Raw genomic sequence first — 20,707 nt, 5'->3', positions numbered from 1 at the left:
ATGACTAAATTACTCGAAGGAAAGATCGCTGCAGTAACCGGCGCAGCTTCCGGTATCGGGCTGGCGACCACCCGTGCGCTGGTCGATGCCGGCGCCAAGGTCGTGATGGTCGACTACAACAGACAGGCGCTGGAAACCTACGCTGCCGAGTTCGGCGACGCCGTGGTCATGCAGGTCACCGATCTTCTGGACGCCGCAAGTTGTGCGGCCATGGTGCCGGAAATCCTGGCAAAAGTCGACCACCTCGACATCATGCACTGCAATGCAGGATCCTACATCGGCGGGGATCTTATCGATACCGATACCGCGGCAATCGATCGGATGCTGAATCTGAACGTGAACGCCGTCATGAAGAACGTCCGCGATATCGCTCCGCATATGATCGAGCGCGGGACCGGGGACATTTTGGTCACTTGCTCCGTAGCCGGCCATGCGCCGATCCAGTGGGAGCCGGTCTATTCCAGCTCCAAATGGGCGATTACCAGTTTCGTCCAGATCATGCGCCGGCAGTTGAAAAACCACGGCATCAGGGTCAGCCAGGTCTCGCCCGGTCCGGTCGTTTCCGCTCTGCTTGCCAATTGGCCCGCGGAAAACCTTGAGAAGGCAAAAGCCAATGGGAGCCTGATCGAGCCTTCCGAGGTCTCCGATGCCGTCATCTTCATGCTGACCCGCCCGCGAAACGTCACGATCCGGGACATGATTGTCTTGCCGACAAATTTCGACGTCTAGGTATAGCCGCAGTGTTTTCCTCCGCTGGCGTCGTGTTGCTCTCGACCACCTCAGGGATCTCCACCCGGCTCTTCAGGCGTGTCTCCTCAACAGCGTGAACAATCCAGCGAACAGGACTCTTGTGACCTAATCAGAACGTCGGTCGCATGGCCGCCGGAATTGGCCGGGACACCTCGAATCTAAAAGCCGGCGGTCTCGCGCACCTCGATCGCCCCCATCCGAGCGAGCGGGTCCCGCACCGCGATCGCCATTACCTCGGCAAGGTTCTTCGCTTCGATGAGCAGGAAGCCACCCAGATGCTCCTTGGTCTCTGCGAAGGGCCCGTCGGTCCAACTTGCCTTGCCGGCCCGAACGCGCAATGTCTTTGCGGTCTTTGGGTCGGCAAGAGCATTGGAGGCGAGATAGTGGCCTGATCGTTGGAGTTCTTCATTGGAAGCCAAGGACTGCCGGTCGATCTCGGCCCATTCCTCCTTGCTGGCGGCATCAGCAAGTGTTTGATCGATGTAGAAGAGACAAAGGTAGCGCATCCGTTTCCTCCATGGTGCTGCCGATACTAGTCGCATTTGGATACCGCGAATCGAGAAAGAGCAAAAAAATGCTGCCAGTTACGCTTTCCGGTGAGAGCGGCTTGCTGCTCTGCGTGACCAGCGCCTCATCGTGCCTTTTGTTCGCTTCGCTTTCCTTGCCAGCCATTCTTCTGGGATCTCTATCTCTCCGCTTGAGCTAGCGGACAGGAGGTGACCTCCGACCCATCAATCCTAGATGTGAGCCGAAGAAGAGGATATATGAGAACAGCCGCATTGCGTCTCGCCGGCACTGTCACACGCCGACTACGGGAAGAGGGCGACGGCGGCGCAGCTGAAGGCAAACGCACTCATACCAGCGGGGTCAGACATCGTGGACGGTTTCTGGTTCCAGCACTCTGATCATCTGGGTGGAGAGGTCATTCTCCGATCTTTCAAGTGGAGACCCTGGGGGCGCCAAGCCGATGTCACGGAGCAGGCGAGAGTTAAACCGCGAGAGTTCGCTCACGCTTCGGCAGTACCTTCGCTGATGTTTCAGCAGCATCCAAACGGTTTGCAAAGTGCGCACGGCACTGAAGCACGGCGACTGTAGTTCGACTTGCTCGGAATACATAGTGGCAGCCATACTTGTCTCTCCTTTGACTGGCTCGCGGCGCTCCGTCTTAATCGAACAGGATCGGCCGAAATCGACACGCTGGGTTCAGGAGCTTGGTTCGAGCGGGTGACAAGACGGTGCGCGGACATGGACGTATTTGATGAGACACGATCTTGAGGGAATAGCGCCGACCGACCCGCAGGACTTTGTGATGGCGATTTTCATCATGAAGGCAGCGGGCGTACCCACGGTGGGTTCTGTCGAAACTTCACACCAAACGATGTTCCGGCAAATTTTCGGGTGGCGGAGGGACGGCTAGAACGGGCAAGAACAGCCGCCGCATTCTATGGGCCCTTTCTGTGTCGGCGGTATTACAGGTGGAGAGTCCTCAGAACGCGGCAGGCCCCGTGTCATTTTCACGCAGGCCGCCCTGGATCGAGGACCTTGCGGAAGCGGCCCGCTGCACCGATATCCGCCGCGACGCTTCATCAGGCATTATCCGTGACGAAGCCATCCGGCGATCTTTCCCCGGCAACGGGGCAGTTGCCAAAGGCGGCGCAAAGGTCTAACGGCTGCGCCGGCAAGAAGGCGCCTACAAGAAAAGCCTCGTTAAGAAGAAGAAAGAGACATGATGTCCAACTCGTTTGTGAAAATGCCTGCCGAAAACACGAAGCGATATTTCGTGCTCGGCGAACGGATCGAGCGGCGGCTTCGGCTCCGCGGAACCTGGTTCAACATCTTCGACGTCACAGTGCCATCCGGCAGCCGGACGCCGAAACACGCGCATGCAAGCCCGGAAGTCTTCCGCATTCTCGAGGGCCGCTTGACGATCTGGCGGCTGACCGACAGTGGTCCCGAGGAGATCGAGGCCGATGTTGGCGACATCGTCACGATCCCGCCTTTCACGGTGCACGGCTATGCCAACCGCGGGACCGTTCCGGCAGTCTTTTCGGCCGTCGTCGATCGCGAGATGGCAGAGTTCATCGAAACGGAAGGCACCAGCGAGCCGCTGAAAGCCCCCTCGCCTGAGACCATCGCCCGGATGACGGCCGCTGCCAATGCTTATGGAATCACCATTCTGGCGGCGTGACATTCGAGCGCGTGATGCCGCAGCGTTCGGCGTTCGGCATCACGCAGGAATGCGTGAAGGCATGCTTGCCGCCGTTTTTCGAAACTGTCACATCAAGGCGCTATAAGGAATTCGCCCAGCGCCTCTTGCGCCGGACCTGTTTCACCGCCAAAATTGCGCCATGCCCGATAGCGACCCATCCAGTACAAGCTCCGCCCGTTCAAACCGAAAAGCCGCCGCAGAAGGTGCCGGCCCCTGTCGTAGACGGTGCGGCGATGTCTGCCTCGCGCCTCGCATCCAGCCGAGTTCACAGAAAGCTTTGCCGATGGGTGATGCGCATATATAGCGTCTCAGCGAAAGCTCCGCCGCCTCGCCTTATGCGGTATCAAAACCTTAACGAATAGGGTCCCTGTGTTTCTGGAAATTGGAATTGTGGCGTTTCTCACCATCCTGAATGGTGTGCTCGCCATGTCTGAGCTGGCTGTCGTGTCTTCTCGAACAGCCCGCCTGAAGGTCCTCTCCGACAATGGGAGCAAAGGTGCAGCTCAAGCCATCAAACTTGCCGAAAACCCCGGTCGCTTTCTTTCCACGGTTCAGATCGGCATCACGCTCGTCGGTGTTCTCTCCGGCGCTTTTTCCGGGGCCACGCTTGGCGGCCGCCTGACAGCATGGCTGGAGGCGCAGGGAATGTCATCGACGGCCGCTGACGCCATTGGCGTCGGCTCCGTCGTCGTGGCGATCACCTATCTTTCCCTGATCGTCGGCGAACTTGTGCCAAAGCAGATCGCATTGCGGGAACCGGAAGCGGTTGCGGCGAGGGTCGCGCCCGCCATGGCGCTGCTTTCACGAATTGCGCTGCCGCTCGTCTGGCTTCTGAACGCGTCGGGAAATCTGATGCTCAAGCTGCTCGGCCAGACGGGAAAAGCCGGCGACAACGTCTCTGACGAGGAGATCAAGACCGTTCTGGCCGAGGCGCAGTCGGCGGGCGTCATCGAAAGCGAAGAGTCGGCGATGATATCAGGCGTCATGCGGCTGGCGGACCGCACCGCCCGGGCGCTGATGACGCCGCGGCGGGACGTCGAAATTATCGATATCGACGACAGTCTCGATGAAATCCGGGCGCAGTTGCACCGGACGAAGCGGTCTCGACTGCCGGTCCGCAAAGGCAGTTCGGATGAGGTGATCGGCATCCTGCCGGTCAAGGATTTTTACGATTCGATATCGGAACACGGCAGCGCCGATATCAAGGCTCTGACGCAGGACGTCCCGGTCGTATCAGACCTTGCAACCGCGACCAGCGTGATCGAAGCCATCAGGAAATCGCCTGTTCATATGGTGCTGGTGTTTGACGAATACGGCCATTTCGAAGGGATTGTTTCGTCAGGCGACATTCTGGAAGCGATCATGGGCGCGCTGCAGGAGGGACCGGTCGATGAGCAGGCCATCGCGCGTCGAGACGATGGTTCCTATCTCGTCTCCGGCTGGGCGCCGATAGACGAATTCGCCGAGTTCCTGAACCTCAAGCTCGAGGATGATCTCGAATATCAGACCGTGGCCGGCCTGGTGTTGGAGGAGCTGAAACATCTGCCGGAATTGGGGGAGAGCTTCACAAGAGATGGATGGCGCTTCGAGGTCATTGATCTCGATGGCAGGCGCGTGGACAAAATCCTCGTCTCTGAAGTTCGCGACTGAGCTCTACGGGCGCAACATCGAAACGTTCCGCATCCGCCACAGGAAAGACGTGGCCCGACATCAGGAGGTATCGCCATGGCATGGTCCGCCAGCCAATATGTGAAGTTCGAGGACGAGCGCACGCGGCCGGCGCGCGATCTTCTGGCGCAGGTACCGCTGCAGAGCTTTCGCCGCGCCGTCGACCTCGGCTGCGGCCCGGGCAATTCGACCGAGCTCATCATCGAGCGTTATGGGGCTGCCGGCGTCTCCGGCCTCGACAGCGACATCAACATGCTGGAGGCGGCCCGCAAGCGGCTGCCGGGCACAGCCTTCGTCGAGGCGGATCTTGGCAGCTGGCAGCCGACGGAGCCCGCCGATCTGCTCTTTGCCAATGCCGTCTTCCAGTGGCTGCCCGATCATCTCGACATTTTCGAGCGGCTGATGGACGGGCTTTGCGAAGGCGGCGTTCTTGCCGTGCAGATGCCCGACAATCTCGGCGAACCCTCGCATCTGGCGATGGAAGAGACTGCCCATGCCGGCCCTTGGAAGGTCGCCTTCGAGGCGAAGAGCGTGCGCCGTCAGCCGCTGGCACCGCCGTCCACCTATTATTCCAGGCTGATTGCCAAGGCGGCGCGCGTGGATATCTGGCACACCATCTACAATCACCCGATGGCCGATGCGGGGGCGATCGTCGAATGGGTCAAGGGAACCGGGCTGATGCCCTATCTCGCCCATGCCGGCGAGAGACATCGCGAGGCTTTTCTCGCCCATTATCTGGAACGGGTGGAAAAGGCCTATCCGAAGCTGTCGGACGGGCGGGTGCTGCTGCGGTTCCCACGGATTTTCATCGTAGCGGTGAAGAAATGACCGACTGCGAACGACGTGCTTTATTTGACGGCGGCCAGTCCGCCAGCCAACAGCGCATCCAGTTGGGCGATCTCCGCTGCGGTGAGGCTGATCCCTTCGGCTTCCGATTTGACGCGCGCGGCGAAGCGGCGCTGCGACGGAAGCCGCGCGCCTTGCCCGACGATCGTTTCGAAGAGCGCTTCGGCGCGTGCGAACGGATCGCCGGGACGGCCCCTGGCGAATGCTTCGGGTGACATCGCAATGATCAGTTCGCCATGGAACGGCGCCAAGGTCGTCGTGCCGAGGTAGTCTAAGACCTCGGGACTGGTGAGATCGCCGATCATGATGCCGGCGAGCAGCTCTATCATGGTGGCGATGGCGGACCCTTTGTGGCCGCCAAAAGGCATCATTGCGCCTTCAAGCGCGGCAGTCGGGTCAGTGGTGGGATTGCCGTCAGCGTCGATCGCCCAACCCTCCGGCAGTTGCTTGTCGGCGCGGCGGTGCAGTTCGATCTCACCGCGCGCCGCCACCGACGTGGCAAAATCGAACACGTAGGGCGGCCGGTCTTTGCGAGGCCAGCCGAAGGCAAGTGGATTGGTGCCGAGCAGAGGCTTGCTGCCTCCTGATGGGGCAACCGTCGCATAGCTCGGACACATCACCAATGCCGCCAGGCCGTGCGCCGTCAGCGCCTCGACCTCGGGCCACAGGGCCGAGAAGTGCGAGCAATCGTTGATGACCATCGCGGCGATGCCAAGCCGCCTGGTGCGTTCCGCCAGGGCGGGTACGCCGAGTTCAAACGCCGCGCTGGCGAAACCGCCCCGCGCATCGACCCTGACGATGGCGCTGCCGTCATCCGGTGCAACGACGGGAGCGGCATCAGGCATCACCTTGCCCGCCTTTACCGTGCGCAGCGCACCCTCGATGCGGTATATTCCGTGCGACTTGCAGGCATCGCGTTCTCCGGCCACGATGACATGCGCCAAAGCCGCCGCCTGCACCTCGTTCAATCCTGCGCGTTCGAAGATGGCAACGACTCGATTTTGCAGGGCTTCGACGCTCATGGTAACGGCTTCAGTCACGCAATTCTCCATCCGAGATCAAGTTCCGCTTTCGCCCGCCCTGCTTTTGGCCGCCAGTGACACGCTGGCAAGTCCTCAACTGCCTTGCAGCCCAGCTGCGCCATCGTTGCCCTCAGTTCGGCTTTCAGGACGTTCATCAAATGATCGCCGCCGCGACGCCCGATGGCGGCGGAAGCAAACAGGAATGGCCGGCCGATCAGGACAAAATCGGCGCCGAGCGCCAGCATCCGGGCGATATCGAGGCCGGAGCGCACGCCTCCGTCTGCGAGAAGTAAGGCCTTGCGGCCAAGTCGTGCGCGGATTTCACCGATGACCTCCGCCGCCGACGGCGCGGCGTCGAGTTGGCGCCCCCCATGATTGGAGAGGATCAGACCATCGCCGCCCAAGGACATATATTCCTCCGCTTCGTCGGCGCGAAGCACACCCTTGACCAGGATCTTGCCTGGCCATGCGTCTCGGATTTTCTTGAAGCGCTCGCGCGTGACGTGACCCGTCATCACCCTGCCGACAAATTCGGCCGCTGCGGCAAGGCTCGAGCCCTTCGGGTAGTAGGGCGAGAGATTGGCGAAGTCGGGAGCGCCGTTTTGCAGAATGCCCATCGCCCATGACGGACGCATCGCCACCTGCATGATCGTCGAAAGGTCGTAGACCGGCGGGATGCTCAAACCATTGCGGATGTTGCGCTCGCGCCGCGTGGACGCTGGAATGTCGACAGTCACGACAAGAACGTCGTAGCCCGCTCTGCGCGCCCGCTCCACCATGTCCTCTTCCATGGCGGGATCATTGGGTGGATAGAACTGGAACCAAGTGTGATCACCGCCTGCAGGACGGATCGTCTCAAGCGAGGTGTTGGCGAAAGTGCTGAGGATATAGGGAAGGTTATGCTGCCTGGCAGCCTGTGCCAGCGGTAGCTCCGACCCGGGCCACAGAAGGCCGGCCAGCCCAAGCGGCGCGACGGCAAATGGCGCGTCGAAACGATGACCGAACAGGCATGCGCCGATATCGGGCTCGTCAGCGTCGGCCAGGTAGCCCGGCATAAGCACAACCTCTTCCATGGCCGCCAGATTGCGCCGCAAGGAAGCTTCGCGCCCGAGTCCGCCGGCGAGATAGTCCCAAGCGAAACGCGGCATGCGTCTTTGGGCGGCTTTTTCCATGTCCGCGACGCAGGGAAACCGTCGTTCTAGCGCTAGGTCCATCTCGGGTGCTTCGATGTTGAGGAGGTAGGGACGCCTGATCGCCTGGCGTTTCGCGGCGGGGACTGGTTGCTTCGATCAGGGTTCGTTTGACGTCATCGCGCCAAGCAGTTTCGGCAGGTCGCCGAAGCGCGCGACAAGGCTGAAGACGATCGCTGCGGTCGCCACGAACAGGATCGTCACCGCCGCCATGGTCGGCGTGTAGCCGTATCGCAGCGAATTGAAGATCTTGATCGGCAGCGTTTCCAGCGTGAAACCGACCGTCATGTAGGCAACGATGTATTCGTTGAGCGACAGCACAAAGGCAAAAGCGTAGCCCGACACGATGTACGGCGAAATTAGCGGCAGAACGACGGTTCGGAACACAGTACGGTCGTCGCCTCCCAAGGTCGAGGCGGCCTCCACCAGTGAACGGTCGATCGCCGAAAAGCCGAGCGAAATGGTCACCAGCGGCAGCGTGACGAAGAAAATGGCGTGGCCGATCACCGCCGTCCAGGGTTGCCCGTAGAATCCGGTCGTGGCCCAGAAAGTCAGCAGGCCGAGCGCCGTGATAACCGGCGGCAAGGTAAAGGGCGCCACGCCGAGCAACTGGAAAATATTGGCCCAAGGCGCGTGGCGGCGCCAGAGGAACCAGGCGAGCGGCAAGGCGATCAGCACCGCAAGCGCCGCCGACGACAGCGCCAGCACAAGCGACGCGATCAGCGCGTTGCGCCATTCCATATCGAGAAATATCTGGCCATACCAGCCGAGCGAGAAGCCTTGCGGCGGGAAGGTGAGGCTCTGCTTGGCATTGACCGAAACGCCGGCGACAATGATCAGCGGCAAAGCGAGAAACAGTCCGACGACCCCGAAAAGAACGTTGCGGAGAATGGTCATTTAGTCGCTCCTCCTCGGCGGCCAACGAGCAGGGTGAGCGCTACAAGGGCCAGTGTGACCAACACCAGGAAAACCGCCATCGCAGCCGCGAAGGGCATGTTCGACTGATAGATAGCCTGGTCGGTAATATGCACGGAAAGCGTCCAGTGCTGCGGGCGGCCGAGCAGTTGCGGCAACAGATAGGACCCGAGCGCGAAGATGAAGACCATGATCAGCGTGGCGAGAATCGTGTCGCGCAACGCAGGCACGACGACGGTGAAGAAGGCCTTGACCGGCGAAGCGCCAAGCGTACGCGCAGCCTCCGAAAGCGTCGGATCAAGCCGCACCAGCGCGGGGTAGAGCACCAGGACCGTGTAGGGGAAGGCCTGATAGACCATGCCTGTGACGACGGCTCCGATGCTTGGCGTCAGGGCGACTGCCTGCTGCATGAGGCCGAGCCATACAAACAGGTTGGTGATGCCGGCCGTGCGCGAAAACAGCGTCGACCAGGCGAAACCGATGATTACCTCAGACAAAGACAGGATCGAAAGGAGTGCGACCAGCCAGGCCACCTGGGTGCTCCGCTTCATGCGGATCAGCAGGTATGTGAAAGGCAGGGCCAGAACGACACAGGTCGCGGCCACCGCGATCGCAAGGAGCAGCGAGAAGCTGAGCACGCCGCCGAAGAAGGCTGAGAGGAAGCGAACATAATTGTCGAAGACGAAATCAGGCGTGTAGAAGCCGCCCTGCTGGCGTTTGAAGAAGCTGACGGAAATCATCGTGCCGAAAGGCACGACGAAGAAGACGATCAGCATGATTGCCGGGAATGCGAGTGGGGCATAGTCGCCGAGCGTCTGCGGGGGTTCGCGTCTCATTGCTCGAGCACCACGCAATCCTTGTCGGTCAGCGCAATGCCCACCCTCTGGCCCACCGCCACGTCAGGGCGCTCGCGTGGCGTCGAGACCGCAATGAACTGCTGACCGCCGACATTGACAAAAGTCTCGACGACGCCGCCGAGATCGCGCACGAAGGTGACCTCGCCCGTCAATACGCCGGCCTCGGGCGGCCCCAGGCGCACGTCTTCCGGCCGGATCGAAAGCGTGGCGCGCTCGATACCTGCCGACAGCGACAGGGCTGCGACCGGCTGCCCCAATATGCTGACTGCGCCGCCCTCTCGCCTGGCTTCGACCAGATTTGTCTGGCCAATGAAATCCGCGACGAAGCTGTCTGCCGGCCTGCGATAAATCTCCGTCGGCGACGCCGCTTGGCGTATCTGACCGCCGTTCATGACCACGACCGTATCGGCCATGGTCATCGCCTCACGCTGGTCGTGCGTGACGGCGATCGTGGTGATGCCGAGCCGCTGATGAAGCTGGCGAAGCTCCACCTGCATGGCTTCGCGCAGCTTGGCATCAAGCGCTGACAGCGGCTCGTCGAGCAGAAACAGTTTCGGCGAAATCGCCAGTGCCCTTGCGATTGCGACGCGTTGCCTCTGGCCACCGGAAAGTTTCGACACGGAGCGGTCAGCGTAGCCCGGCAAATAAATCATCGCCAGCAGCTCTTTGACGCGCTTCGCCTGCTCGTCCTTGGGACGGCCGCGAATGCGCAGTGGATAGGCGATATTCTCGCCTACCGTCAGGTGCGGGAACAGCGCCAGCGACTGGAACACCATGCCAAGCTCGCGCTGGTGCGTCGGCGTCCTGGTGATGTCTTTCCCGTTGAGCGTGATGCGGCCCGAGGTCGGCAGATCGAGACCTGCGATCATGCGCAACAAGGTCGTCTTGCCGCAGCCGGAGGGGCCGAGCAGACAGACGAATGCCCCGTGCGGCACCGTCAGGTCGACATTGTCGACGGCGCGAATGACGTTGAAGTCCTTGACGATATTCTGAAGCGTGAGTCCCGACATATGCCTCTTCCCGACCGAAAGGCAGGCCCTTGAACAGGGCCCGCGAAAGCACGATGAGCGTCAGCTGGCGATCATTTCCGTCCACTTCTCGTTCAGCCAGTCGGCCTTGGAGAGGTACATGTCGTAGTGTGGAATGATCGGTTCGATGTCGGAGGAAACCGCCGCAAATTCCTTCTCGTTCAGATCGGTCGTTTCGCGCTTGACCGTTGGCGACGTGCCCACCTTGCGTGACAGCACGGCCTGGATGGACGGCTGACACATATAGTCGATGAAGATATGCGCCTCGTCCGTCTTCTTCGACGCCTTCGACAGCGCCCACGAACCTGCGTCCTGAATGCCGCCCTCCTTCGGGAAGGTCGAGCGAACGGGCTGGCCGTCCGCGGCGGCGAGGCCGGTCACGTCGTGATAATACTGTCCCATCGGAATTTCACCCGACTTCAGCGCCTGTTCGAACTGCGCCTCGTCGCGATACCACAGTCGTACATTCGGCTTCAGTTCGGCCAGCTTGGCGAAGACCTTGAGGATGCTCTCCTCAGTGTCGAGGGCCTGGGCGCCGCCGAAATAGGTCTTTGCCGTCACGTCGAGCAGGAAGGAGTTGGACACGAGCGCCAGCAGACCGAGCTTGTCGGCATTGGCAGGGTCCCACAGCGCTGTCCAGCTGGTCGGCGCTTCCTTGTAAACATCTGTGTTGGTGACCAGGGTGATGAACCATGAGACCGCGCCGATGCCGGCGACGCGGCCATCCGGGTATTTGTTGATGAAGCGCTCAAGCAGGTTGCTGGAATTCTTGATCTTGGCGAGATCGAGCGGAGCCCAGAGCTCTGTGGCCTGGCCCTTGCGCATCGACACCTGCGACATCATCGAAACGTCAGCCGGCGCCTGACCTGCCTGGGCTGCCTGCTGCATCTGCACCAGCCAGGCCTCACCGGTCGGTTCTGCGACGGATTCGACCGCGATGCCGGTCGCCTTGGTGAACTCCGGGAAGATGTTCTTGTCGAACGAGTCCTTGAAGTAGCCGCCATAAACACCGACCTTCAGCGACTTGTCCTGGGCGCGCAGCACATTGGGCATCGCCAACATGGCAACACCAGCACCTATTCCGACGCCGAGCACGGTGCGGCGGTTCATTGTCAATTTCGTCATCGTCTTTCTCCTAACCGATGCGGCACGCCGCTTCCCTCTTTCAATCTATTCGAGGCCTTTGCGGCCTTCTTGTCGTTCCTGGCCTTGAGCTGCGGCCAGGCCCGTCACGCGGTACGGCGGATTGCCGGGCTGAACGCCATCAGGCTCAATATTTCGAACAGCATCTGCGCGCCGGCATGGGCTGTGTTGGTGGTAGCGTCATACTGGGGCGCGACCTCGACGACATCGCCGCCGACCAGGTTCACGCCCTTGAAGCCGCGGATGAGCTCCAGCGCCTCGCGGGTGGTGAAGCCGCCAATCTCCGGCGTGCCGGTGCCCGGCGCGAAGGAAGGATCGAGGCTGTCGATGTCGAAGGAAAGATAGGTCGGCCCATCGCCGATGACGGCCTTCGCCTTTTCGATGATTGCAGGGATGCCCATTGCCGAGATCTCCTCGGCATGGATCACCGTCATGCCCGAGGCGTAAGAAAACTCCCAGAGATATTCAGCCGAGCCGCGAATGCCGATCTGAATCACGCGGGTCGGGTCGAGCACGCCGTCGAGCACGGCGTTGCGGAACGGTCCGCCGTGGTGGAACTTGGTCAGGTCGTAAGCACCGCCGGTGTCGCAATGGGCGTCGATATGGATCATGCCGACCGGCCGCTCCTTGCCGACGGCCCGCAGAATCGGATGGGTGATCGAGTGGTCGCCGCCTACCGAGAGCGGCAGCACGCCTGCGGCAACGATCTGCGCGACGCGTTTTTCGATATCCTCATGTGACAATTCCAGACGGTAGCGGCTCTGAAACGCTACGTCGCCAATGTCCGCCACGCGCAGTTCCTGAACCGGCGCGCAGCCGAGCACATGGTTGTAAGGACCGATGCGCTCAATGGCGCGCAACGCGCGCGGTCCAAAGCGCGAGCCCGGGCGGTTCGTCACGCCAAGATCCATGGGCACGCCGAGGATCGCCACCTGCAGATCACCGAAATCCGGATTCTCGTTGTCGACCTGCATCAGCGGGGCGGAGAGGAATGTCGGGATTCCCGAATAGGGCGCGAGCCGGGTGCCGCTCTTGTTAAAAATCTTCTCCGCTACCTTGCGGAACTCCGGATGGTGCAATTCACCGCCGTGGCTGTCGCCATATCTGGTTCGGAGTTCGGAAAGCTTGGTTTCATTCCAGGACATGACGGCCTTCTTGAGGATGACGATGCTGCGATCAGGATGGCAAATCGGTCCTCGGCTGCAGCTCTGCCGCAGAGGCCGATGGCTTCTTCAGTGATTGAACGGCAAGCTCGCTGGAAAATCAATTGATATTAATCTACAGTTTCATGCGATTTTTTCTCACAGGTCGTTGTCTCATGTCCAGCCGTCTGCCGCCCCTCAACCCGCTGCGCGCGTTTGAGGCAACTGCCCGCCATGGATCGGTTTCCGCCGCAGGCCGCGAGTTGAACGTCACCCACGGCGCGATCAGCCATCAGATACGCACATTGGAGGAATCGCTCGGCGTGCGCCTGTTTGAGCGCGGCGGCAAATGGTTGAAGCTGACCAGCCAGGGCGCGTTGCTGATGCCGGTCGTCTCCAACGCATTTTCGGAGATCGCAGCAGCGAAAGCCGCGATGACCCGGCCGGCAACTGGCGGCACGCTGCGGGTAACCTGTGTTGCGGCGGTGCTGTCGCTCTGGCTGATGCCACGGCTGCAGGAGTTCACCGATCAATACCCCGATATTCAACTCGACCTGCGCGCCTCGAATGACCCGAAAAATCTGAGTTCCCCGAATGTCGACCTGTGCATTCTCTACGGCGGCGGCAACTGGCCCAATTATTGGTCGCGCCTCTGGAGCCGGATGGAGCTCTTCCCCGTCGCCAGCCCGGCCCTCATGAACAGGCGGCCGTTGCGCTCCCTGCGCGATCTGCGCGACCACATGCTCCTGCATGCCGATCGCGGCAATGAGTGGAACACCTGGCTCACCGCAGCCGGCGTTGCGATGCCGGCGCGCCAGCACATGATGAGCGACGCGCGCCTGTCGATCGAGGCCGCCATGTACGGCCATGGCATTGCGCTCGGCGACAACATCACCACCGCGCACATGATTGCACGGGGCGAGCTGGTCGCGCCATTCGATCTTACGGTTCCGGCCAATGACGCGGTCTATGTGGCCTGCCGATCCGAGGCTCAGGCGACGCCAATCGTCCGCGTCTTCATCGAGTGGTTCTATGCTTCTCTCGTCCGAAACTGAGCATGGGTTGAGGCTGCTTGGCTGAGCGCCACATTGACATCGCCACGCCCCCTGCAACTCGCCGGTTCTCGGCACTCCCGCCGCCCCAGTGTGTCAAATGGGCGTTACCTCTCGCCGCCTATGTTGCGGCGAAGCCGGCAGGCATTATAGTCGGCCGCACAATCTCGGAGATGACACATATGCACGCTGCCCCTACCCCGCCGGTCACCCTCGTCATCTTCGGCGCCACCGGCGACCTGACGCGCCGCCTCCTGGTGCCGGCGATCATCAACCTGACGCGCCAGGGCCTCGTTGGTGAGGACCTCAGCATTCTCGGCATCGGCATCGAAGCGGGCGACGACGAATTCCTGCGCGGGCGGCTCGATGCCTTCCTCAATCATCTGAACGGAGACGAGCAGACGGTCAAGGACCAAGCCTGGGAGAGCCTGCGCCGGCGCATTTCCTATATGTCGGGCGATTTTACCAAGGATGACATCTTTATCGAAATCGGCAAGCGGTTGGGGCCGAACGCCAATGCCGCCTTCTATCTCGCGGTGCCGCCATCCTTCTTCGGCACCATCGTTGAGAAGCTTGCCGCCCATGGGCTCACCGATGAAAGCGAGGGCGTCTTCCGCCGCGTCGCGATCGAGAAGCCGTTCGGCACCGATCTCGCCTCTGCGCGGGCGCTCAATGCGCAAATCCTCACCCAGATCGGCGAAAGCCAAGTCTACCGGCTCGATCATTTCCTCGGCAAGGAGACGGTGCAGAACCTGATGACGGCGCGTTTCGCCAACATGATCATCGAGTCGCTGTGGAACAGCCGCTATATCGACCACGTGCAGATCACTGCCGCCGAGGTCGTTGATGTCGGCGGCCGCGGCAAATTCTACGATGCCACGGGGGCGCTGCGCGACATGGTGCCGAACCATCTCTTCCAGCTCTTGGCGATGATTGCCATGGAACCGCCGAACAGCTTCGATGCAGAGGCGATCCGCAACGAGAAGAGCAAGGTGCTGAAGGCACTGCGCATCTATACGCCAGAGGAGGCAAAGACGCATGGCGTGCGCGGCGCCTATGCGGCCGGCCCGTTGAACGGCGTCGATCTTCCCGCCTATCGCGACAGCAAGGATGTTTCCCCCAACAGCCGGACCGAGACCTATGTGGCGCTGAAGCTTTATGCCGATACCTGGCGCTGGGCCGGCGTCCCTTTCTATTTGCGAACCGGCAAGGCACTGACGGCGCGCGACACCGAGATCGTCATCACCTTCCAGCCGGTGCCCTTCGCGCAGTTTCGCGAGACCGAGGTCAATCGCCGCCTGCCGCCGAACCGGCTGGTGATCCAGGTACAGCCGGACGAGGGTTTGAGCATGGAAATCTCAATCAAGTCGCCGGGGCTTTCGGTCGATACGACGCCCGTGTCGCTCGATTTCCGCTATGCCGACAAGTTCGATATCGGCAAGACGACCGGATATGAATCGCTGCTCTACGACCTCTTCATCGGCGACCAGACGCTGTTTCAGCGCGCCGACGGCATCGAGGCCGGCTGGGCGGCGGTGCAGCCCTTCCTTGACATCTGGAGCAAGGATCCGAGCACGCCCGAAGCTTACGCGCCGGGCAGCATGGGTCCCACCTGCGCCGACGAGCTCATCGAGCGCGACGGACGCAAATGGCACGAACTCGGGGTCATCCTGCACCGCGACAGCCAGAACGGCAAATAGGGCGTGCCTGGATCATTGACCTTCGCGGCACGCCGGGCTGACGGAGGCGCCGCTGTTGCCGCCCTGCGTGGCAAGCGCGCCACGGGCCTTGCGCGGCGGGCAGCGCGCCCAGTCGACGCGGCCGCTCGGAACGCCGTTGTCGACGCTGCCTGTTTCGATCGAGTCGAGCGGGATGACCAGCCCGGCTTGCGGCTCCGCGCCCGGCGCCGTGCCGAGCGGCGGCGTGCCATCGAAGCGGCCGCTGGCATCCATGCCCATGTTCGATTGGGCAAGAACCGGACCGGAAAGGCTGAGGAGAGCGATCGACGTTGCTGCAATGAACCTGCGCATGATGCTGTTCCTTCTGATGTCAACGATGCGGCAGAAACAGCAATTCTACTCCCTTGTTCCCTCTGGAGCGAGTACGGGCGATCAAAATTTGGCGAGCAGATTCAAAACGTCCTTGGGGCTCAATCACGCCAGCGCGACAGCAGCGTCTCGAGGCCCGTGGGAAAGAGATCGAGGCCGGCGTCACGCAGCATGTCGCGACTGAACCAGCGCGCCGTCGCCGCCGTTTCGTCCAGTTCGCAATAGCGGATCTCGTCGCGCTCGTAGAGAGCTTGATCGGCCAGTTCGACATCGGCGGCGAAGATGAATTCATGGCCGATCGAACCATGGTGTTCAAAGATATTTTCGAGAACATGCCAGGGGCCGACGATGCGGATTTCCGTGCCGAGCTCCTCCCGGATTTCGCGGTGCAGGGCCTGTTCGCGCGTCTCGCCGAATTCGATCGAGCCGCCGAGCGGCCGGACACCTTTGATGCGGCCGCTGTCATCTTCCACTTCCGCGGCGAGCAAGCGGTTCTCTCGCCAGGCAAGGCCGATCACCTTCACCCTGATCTGCTGCGGCGGGCGCCAGACGGTCATGCAGTTCGTCCATCTTGAGAGCTTCGGGGAGCGACAAAATTAAGCCCCGCAGCGGCGCCGCGGGGCCCTTGCCGTTCTGTCGTCGTTCAGACGAACTGGCTGAGGCCGGGGACGGAGGCGACGACTTCGTCGACGACCTCTTCGCCGGCATATTGCTTGGCGATCGCAATGGTCTCCTTGGCGAGCGAGGTGATCTCGCCCATGCCGAGGCCCTCGCCCATAAGCTGCTGGCCGAGCCCCATGATGCCGCCGCCGCCGAGCGAGCTCATCAGCCCGCCGAGCAGACCGCCGCCGCCGGCACCCGCGCCATTGAACTGGGCGACGAGATCCGCGCCGCCGGGGATGGCCTCGATCATCCGGGCAACCGGGCCGTCGGCGGCCTCGCGCTGCAGGAAGCCGAGCATCATGCCGAGCGCCTTCTCCGCCTGCTCCGGGGAAATGCCCACCCGATCGGCGATTTCAGTCACAATTCCATTCATCGTCAGCCTCCTCATATTTTTGACGTTAACGTCAACGTTAATCGAGATTCGAATGCAACTCAAGCCAGCGGTTTCGCTTTCGATGCAAACAGTTGTCCGCATTCGCCTGCCTGCTTATAACAGGGAAACAATGGTTCGATGAAGGCGGCGGAAGCCAGACCTTCTCAACAAACGGCGGCAGGGCCGAAGGGAGATTGCGATGATCGAAGACGGCAAGATTTTCATCGGCGCGAGCCGCAATCCCGACGACAGCATCAACAAGCCGGAATATCTCGACCTGAAGTTCGGAAACCGCCACGGTCTCGTCACCGGCGCCACCGGCACCGGCAAGACAGTGACGCTGCAGGTGCTGGCCGAAGGTTTTTCGCGGGCCGGCGTTCCGGTCTTTGCGGCCGATATCAAGGGCGATCTTTCCGGCATCGCCGCCAAAGGCGAGCCCAAGGATTTTCTCACCAAGCGCGCCGAGCAGATCGGTTTCACCGATTACGAATTCGACCAGTTTCCGGTGATCTTCTGGGATCTGTTCGGGCAGAAGGGCCATCGGGTGCGCACCACCGTCGCCGAGATGGGGCCGCTGCTGCTCGCCCGGCTGATGGACGCTTCCGAGCCGCAGGAAGGCGTTATCAACATCGCCTTTAAGATTGCCGATGAGGCCGGCCTGCCGCTGCTCGATCTCAAGGATTTCACCTCGCTTTTGAACTATATGGGCGAGAATGCCACCGAGCTTTCCAGCCAGTTCGGCCTGATCTCCAAGGCCTCGGTCGGTTCGATCCAGCGGGCGCTGCTCGTGCTCGAACAGCAAGGTGCTGAGCACTTCTTCGGTGAACCGGCGCTGAAGATCTCCGACATCATGCGCACCCACACCAATGGTTACGGTCAGATCTCGGTGCTTGCCGCCGACAAGCTGATGATGAACCCGCGGCTCTATGCCACCTTCCTGCTGTGGCTACTGTCAGAGCTGTTCGAGGAACTGCCGGAAGTCGGCGACCCCGACAAGCCGAAGCTGGTCTTCTTCTTTGACGAGGCGCATCTGCTCTTCAACGACGCGCCGAAGGTTCTGATCGAACGCGTCGAGCAGGTGGTGCGGCTGATCCGCTCCAAGGGCGTCGGCGTCTATTTCGTCACGCAGAACCCGCTCGACGTGCCGGAAACGGTGCTCGCCCAGCTCGGCAACCGCGCCCAGCATGCGCTGCGCGCCTATTCGCCGCGCGAACAGAAAGCGGTGAAGACGGCGGCCGATACGTTCCGCCCGAACCCGGCCTTCGACTGCGCCACCGTCATCACCAATCTCGGCACCGGCGAGGCGCTGGTCTCGACACTGGAGGCCAAGGGCGCACCATCAATCGTCGAGCGCACGCTGATCCGCCCGCCATCGGGCCGCGTCGGCCCGCTGACCGATGGCGAGCGCCAGCAGGTGATGGACAGGAGTCCCGTCCTCGGCGTCTATGACGAAGACGTCGACCGCGAATCCGCCTTCGAAATGCTGGCGGCGCGGGCAAAAAAGGCGGCGGAAGCAGAGGCCGCCAAGCGGGCGCAGGAAGAAGCGGCCGAACAGCCGGGCACGACCTCCGGCTGGAACCTGCCGGGCTTCGGCGGCGATGACGACAACCGCCAGGGCCGCGGCCAATCGCGCGGTCGATCCGGCTACCAGCGAGAAACGGTGGTGGAAGCGGCGATGAAGAGCGTCGCGCGAACCGTCGCCACCCAGGTCGGCCGGGCGCTGGTGCGCGGGATCCTGGGGAGCTTGAAGCGGTAGGCATTTGCCGCGGCAGCGCGCTTGAACCCCTCATCCGCCTGCCGGCACCTTCTCCCCGCTCGCGGGGCGAAGGGACCAGGCCGCGACCTCTCCGTCCCTCACGAAGCTCTCGCGTGGCACGTCGCCTCGCCCTGTTTGCGGGGAGAGGGTTAGGGTGAGGGGCAGCCATCAGGTCTGCTTGAAAGAATGCAGAATCGCCACTTTGCCTTGAACCCAACGCCTTCCTCCCCTAAATTCCCGCCATCGACCATTTCAACAGGATGTGTGCAGCAATGGATTTCAACCCGATCGCAATGCCAGTTCGCCTTGCCAACGGGGAAATCCATATCGATGTTTGCATCCATCACTCTCTCGCAAATTTCCTGGGCCACGCCTGACGGGCGGCCGCTTTTTTCCGATTTCGATCTCAGTTTCGGCAGGGACCGCAGCGGTCTTGTCGGACGCAACGGCGTTGGCAAGACGACGCTGCTGAAGCTTATCTCCGGCGATATTCGGCCGCATTCGGGATCGATATCGATCAGCGGCAGCTTCGGCATGCTGCGCCAGAGCGTTCAGGTTGCGGCCGACGAAACCATCGCCGATCTCTTCGGCGTGGCCGGGGCGCTCGCACTTCTGCGTCGTGCCGAAGCCGGCGCGGCAACGGCCGACGAGCTTGCCTCGGCGGACTGGGCGCTGGAGGCACGCATCGCAACCGCGCTCAACCGAACGGGACTCGACGCGGAGCCGGAGACGCCGCTTGCCGCACTCTCCGGCGGGCAGCGCACACGTGCGGCGCTTGCCGCGCTCATCTTCAGCGAGCCGGATTTCCTCCTGCTCGACGAACCCACCAACAATCTCGATCGCGACGGCCGCGCGGCGGTGATCGCGTTGATTTCAGGCTGGCGGGCCGGCGCCGTCATCGTCAGCCATGACCGGGAACTGCTCGAAAGCGTCGATCAGATCGTCGAACTGACGTCGCTTGGCGCGACACGCTACGGCGGCAACTGGAGCCATTACCGCGAGCGCAAGGCGCTCGAGCTTGCGGCCGCCCGGCATGATCTTGCCGATGCCGAAAGGCGGATGGCGGAGGTCGCCAGGAAGGCGCAGGCGACCGTGGAGCGTCAGGCACACAGGGACAGCGCCGGGCGGAAGATGGCCGCCAAGGGGGGCATCCCGCGCATCATGCTCGGCGGCATGAAGGAGCGAAGCGAAACCACCGGCGGCGACAATGCGCGTCTTGCCGAAAGACGGCGCACCCGGGCGCTCGAAGAGGCAAAGGCGGCGCGCGAGAAGATCGAGATCCTGCAGCCATTGTCGGTGAGCCTGCCGGCGACGGGGCTGCCGGCCAGCAAGATCGTGCTGAAGATCGACGGCGTGACGGCAGGCTATCAGCCAGATGAACCCGTCATCGACGATCTGTCATTCGACGTGACGGGACCGGAACGTATTGCCATCACCGGACCGAACGGTTCGGGCAAGACGACGCTGCTCGCGCTCATCACCGGCGAGCTCAAGCCCCGGGCCGGCACCGTCTCGGTAATGACCGGTTTCGCCATGCTCGATCAGAAGGTGAGCCTTCTCGATCCGTCAGCCTCGATCCGCGACAATTTCCGCCGGATCAACCCGCAAGCCGATGAAAACACCTGTCGGGCTGCGCTGGCCCGCTTCATGTTCAGGGCCGATGCGGCGCTGCAGACGGTCTCGACGCTCAGCGGCGGCCAATTGCTGCGTGCCGGCATTGCCTGCACACTCGGCGCCGCACCACCGCCGCTGCTGATCCTCGACGAGCCAACCAACCATCTCGACATCGACTCGATATCAGCAGTCGAGGCGGGTCTCATCGCCTATGACGGGGCGCTGATCGTCGTCAGTCACGACGAGGCGTTTCTCGAAAACATCGGCATAACCCGGCGGCTGGAATTGCCGGGCGGCGGTGTGGGTGGGTGATTTAGGGGGAGCAGCAATGCCGTTCCCCAGCGGCGGCACCTCTCCATCCTCGCCGGCCTGTGAGAGCGCGGAATCCTCCAACGTCCCTCATGCTGAGGTGACTGCGGCTCGCTTGCCTG

The 20,707-nt window shown here is 62.0% G+C and carries 20 protein-coding genes; 8 read left to right on the top strand and 12 right to left on the bottom strand.

Annotation, left to right across the window (positions count from 1 at the left end):
- Nucleotides 1-729: an SDR family oxidoreductase gene (locus PH551_RS11110; RefSeq protein WP_285193029.1), complete on the top strand. Its 729-nt coding sequence runs from the start codon at nucleotides 1-3 to the stop codon at nucleotides 727-729.
- 179 nt (nucleotides 730-908) lie between these two features.
- On the opposite strand, the gene PH551_RS11105 is transcribed toward PH551_RS11110, so the two are convergent.
- Both PH551_RS11105 and PH551_RS32900 read right to left on the bottom strand, forming a co-directional pair.
- The gene (locus tag PH551_RS11105) at nucleotides 909-1,256 is read right to left on the bottom strand and encodes a YciI family protein (RefSeq protein ID WP_183706317.1); all 348 of its coding nucleotides are present in this window, start codon (nucleotides 1,254-1,256) and stop codon (nucleotides 909-911) included.
- Between the two features lie 361 nt (nucleotides 1,257-1,617).
- Nucleotides 1,618-1,797, bottom strand: a complete 180-nt coding sequence (locus PH551_RS32900) for a YjiS-like domain-containing protein (RefSeq protein WP_350223852.1) — start codon at nucleotides 1,795-1,797, stop codon at nucleotides 1,618-1,620.
- A gap of 679 nt (nucleotides 1,798-2,476) precedes the next feature.
- Here PH551_RS32900 and PH551_RS11100 point away from each other — a divergent pair.
- From PH551_RS11100 to tam, 3 genes are all read left to right on the top strand, one after another.
- Nucleotides 2,477-2,938, top strand: a complete 462-nt coding sequence (locus PH551_RS11100) for a cupin domain-containing protein (protein ID WP_285193028.1) — start codon at nucleotides 2,477-2,479, stop codon at nucleotides 2,936-2,938.
- A 390-nt stretch (nucleotides 2,939-3,328) separates the two neighbouring features.
- Nucleotides 3,329-4,609, top strand: a complete 1,281-nt coding sequence (locus PH551_RS11095) for a hemolysin family protein (protein ID WP_221113239.1) — start codon at nucleotides 3,329-3,331, stop codon at nucleotides 4,607-4,609.
- A gap of 75 nt (nucleotides 4,610-4,684) precedes the next feature.
- Nucleotides 4,685-5,455 (top strand): trans-aconitate 2-methyltransferase, encoded by a 771-nt coding sequence (gene tam / locus PH551_RS11090; RefSeq protein WP_285193027.1) that lies wholly within the window; start codon nucleotides 4,685-4,687, stop codon nucleotides 5,453-5,455.
- 20 nt (nucleotides 5,456-5,475) lie between these two features.
- On the opposite strand, the gene PH551_RS11085 is transcribed toward tam, so the two are convergent.
- The 7 genes from PH551_RS11085 to speB form a co-directional block, all read right to left on the bottom strand.
- Complete coding sequence (locus PH551_RS11085; RefSeq protein WP_483315416.1) at nucleotides 5,476-6,495, bottom strand: Ldh family oxidoreductase; 1,020 nt, start codon at nucleotides 6,493-6,495, stop codon at nucleotides 5,476-5,478.
- 14 nt (nucleotides 6,496-6,509) lie between these two features.
- Entirely contained in the window at nucleotides 6,510-7,643 is a 1,134-nt protein-coding gene (locus PH551_RS11080) for an alpha-hydroxy acid oxidase (RefSeq protein ID WP_285193025.1), read from the bottom strand.
- A gap of 141 nt (nucleotides 7,644-7,784) precedes the next feature.
- A complete protein-coding gene (locus PH551_RS11075; RefSeq protein ID WP_097599894.1) occupies nucleotides 7,785-8,582 on the bottom strand; it encodes an ABC transporter permease in 798 nt (265 codons plus the stop codon).
- Nucleotides 8,579-9,436, bottom strand: coding sequence for an ABC transporter permease (locus PH551_RS11070; RefSeq protein WP_285193024.1), 858 nt, complete (start codon nucleotides 9,434-9,436; stop codon nucleotides 8,579-8,581). Before PH551_RS11070 ends, PH551_RS11075 begins: the two co-directional genes overlap by 4 nt.
- The gene (locus tag PH551_RS11065; RefSeq protein WP_285193023.1) at nucleotides 9,433-10,467 is read right to left on the bottom strand and encodes an ABC transporter ATP-binding protein; all 1,035 of its coding nucleotides are present in this window, start codon (nucleotides 10,465-10,467) and stop codon (nucleotides 9,433-9,435) included. Before PH551_RS11065 ends, PH551_RS11070 begins: the two co-directional genes overlap by 4 nt.
- Nucleotides 10,468-10,527: 60 nt before the next feature.
- Nucleotides 10,528-11,610 (bottom strand): ABC transporter substrate-binding protein, encoded by a 1,083-nt coding sequence (locus tag PH551_RS11060; protein WP_285193022.1) that lies wholly within the window; start codon nucleotides 11,608-11,610, stop codon nucleotides 10,528-10,530.
- Between the two features lie 104 nt (nucleotides 11,611-11,714).
- On the bottom strand, nucleotides 11,715-12,773 hold the full coding sequence (speB, locus tag PH551_RS11055) for an agmatinase (protein ID WP_285193021.1): 1,059 nt from the start codon (nucleotides 12,771-12,773) through the stop codon (nucleotides 11,715-11,717).
- 173 nt (nucleotides 12,774-12,946) lie between these two features.
- Between speB and PH551_RS11050 the strand changes: the two genes are divergently transcribed.
- Both PH551_RS11050 and zwf read left to right on the top strand, forming a co-directional pair.
- Complete coding sequence (locus tag PH551_RS11050) at nucleotides 12,947-13,825, top strand: LysR substrate-binding domain-containing protein (RefSeq protein ID WP_085777415.1); 879 nt, start codon at nucleotides 12,947-12,949, stop codon at nucleotides 13,823-13,825.
- A 179-nt stretch (nucleotides 13,826-14,004) separates the two neighbouring features.
- Nucleotides 14,005-15,522 carry a glucose-6-phosphate dehydrogenase gene (gene zwf, locus PH551_RS11045; protein ID WP_285193020.1) on the top strand — a complete coding sequence of 506 codons (1,518 nt, stop codon included), beginning with the start codon at nucleotides 14,005-14,007 and terminating at the stop codon, nucleotides 15,520-15,522.
- Between the two features lie 12 nt (nucleotides 15,523-15,534).
- On the opposite strand, the gene PH551_RS11040 is transcribed toward zwf, so the two are convergent.
- The 3 genes from PH551_RS11040 to PH551_RS11030 all read right to left on the bottom strand — a co-directional run bounded on the left by PH551_RS11040 (nucleotide 15,535) and on the right by PH551_RS11030 (nucleotide 16,906).
- Nucleotides 15,535-15,852 carry a hypothetical protein gene (locus PH551_RS11040; RefSeq protein WP_085777413.1) on the bottom strand — a complete coding sequence of 106 codons (318 nt, stop codon included), beginning with the start codon at nucleotides 15,850-15,852 and terminating at the stop codon, nucleotides 15,535-15,537.
- 119 nt (nucleotides 15,853-15,971) lie between these two features.
- Nucleotides 15,972-16,427: an NUDIX hydrolase gene (locus PH551_RS11035; RefSeq protein ID WP_285193019.1), complete on the bottom strand. Its 456-nt coding sequence runs from the start codon at nucleotides 16,425-16,427 to the stop codon at nucleotides 15,972-15,974.
- Nucleotides 16,428-16,513: 86 nt separating this feature from the next.
- On the bottom strand, nucleotides 16,514-16,906 hold the full coding sequence (locus tag PH551_RS11030; protein WP_085780007.1) for a hypothetical protein: 393 nt from the start codon (nucleotides 16,904-16,906) through the stop codon (nucleotides 16,514-16,516).
- Between the two features lie 199 nt (nucleotides 16,907-17,105).
- Between PH551_RS11030 and PH551_RS11025 the strand changes: the two genes are divergently transcribed.
- The gene (locus PH551_RS11025) at nucleotides 17,106-18,662 is read left to right on the top strand and encodes a helicase HerA-like C-terminal domain-containing protein (protein ID WP_285193018.1); all 1,557 of its coding nucleotides are present in this window, start codon (nucleotides 17,106-17,108) and stop codon (nucleotides 18,660-18,662) included.
- Nucleotides 18,663-18,992: 330 nt separating this feature from the next.
- Nucleotides 18,993-20,588: an ABC-F family ATP-binding cassette domain-containing protein gene (locus tag PH551_RS11020; RefSeq protein ID WP_285193017.1), complete on the top strand. Its 1,596-nt coding sequence runs from the start codon at nucleotides 18,993-18,995 to the stop codon at nucleotides 20,586-20,588.
- The last annotated feature ends 119 nt before the right edge of the window (nucleotides 20,589-20,707 follow it).

This window comes from Rhizobium atlanticum (genome assembly GCF_030182485.1).
Lineage (GTDB): Bacteria > Pseudomonadota > Alphaproteobacteria > Rhizobiales > Rhizobiaceae > Rhizobium.
The sequence above is the reverse complement of the archived record's forward strand: the minus strand, read 5'-3'. Positions and strand labels throughout refer to the sequence as shown.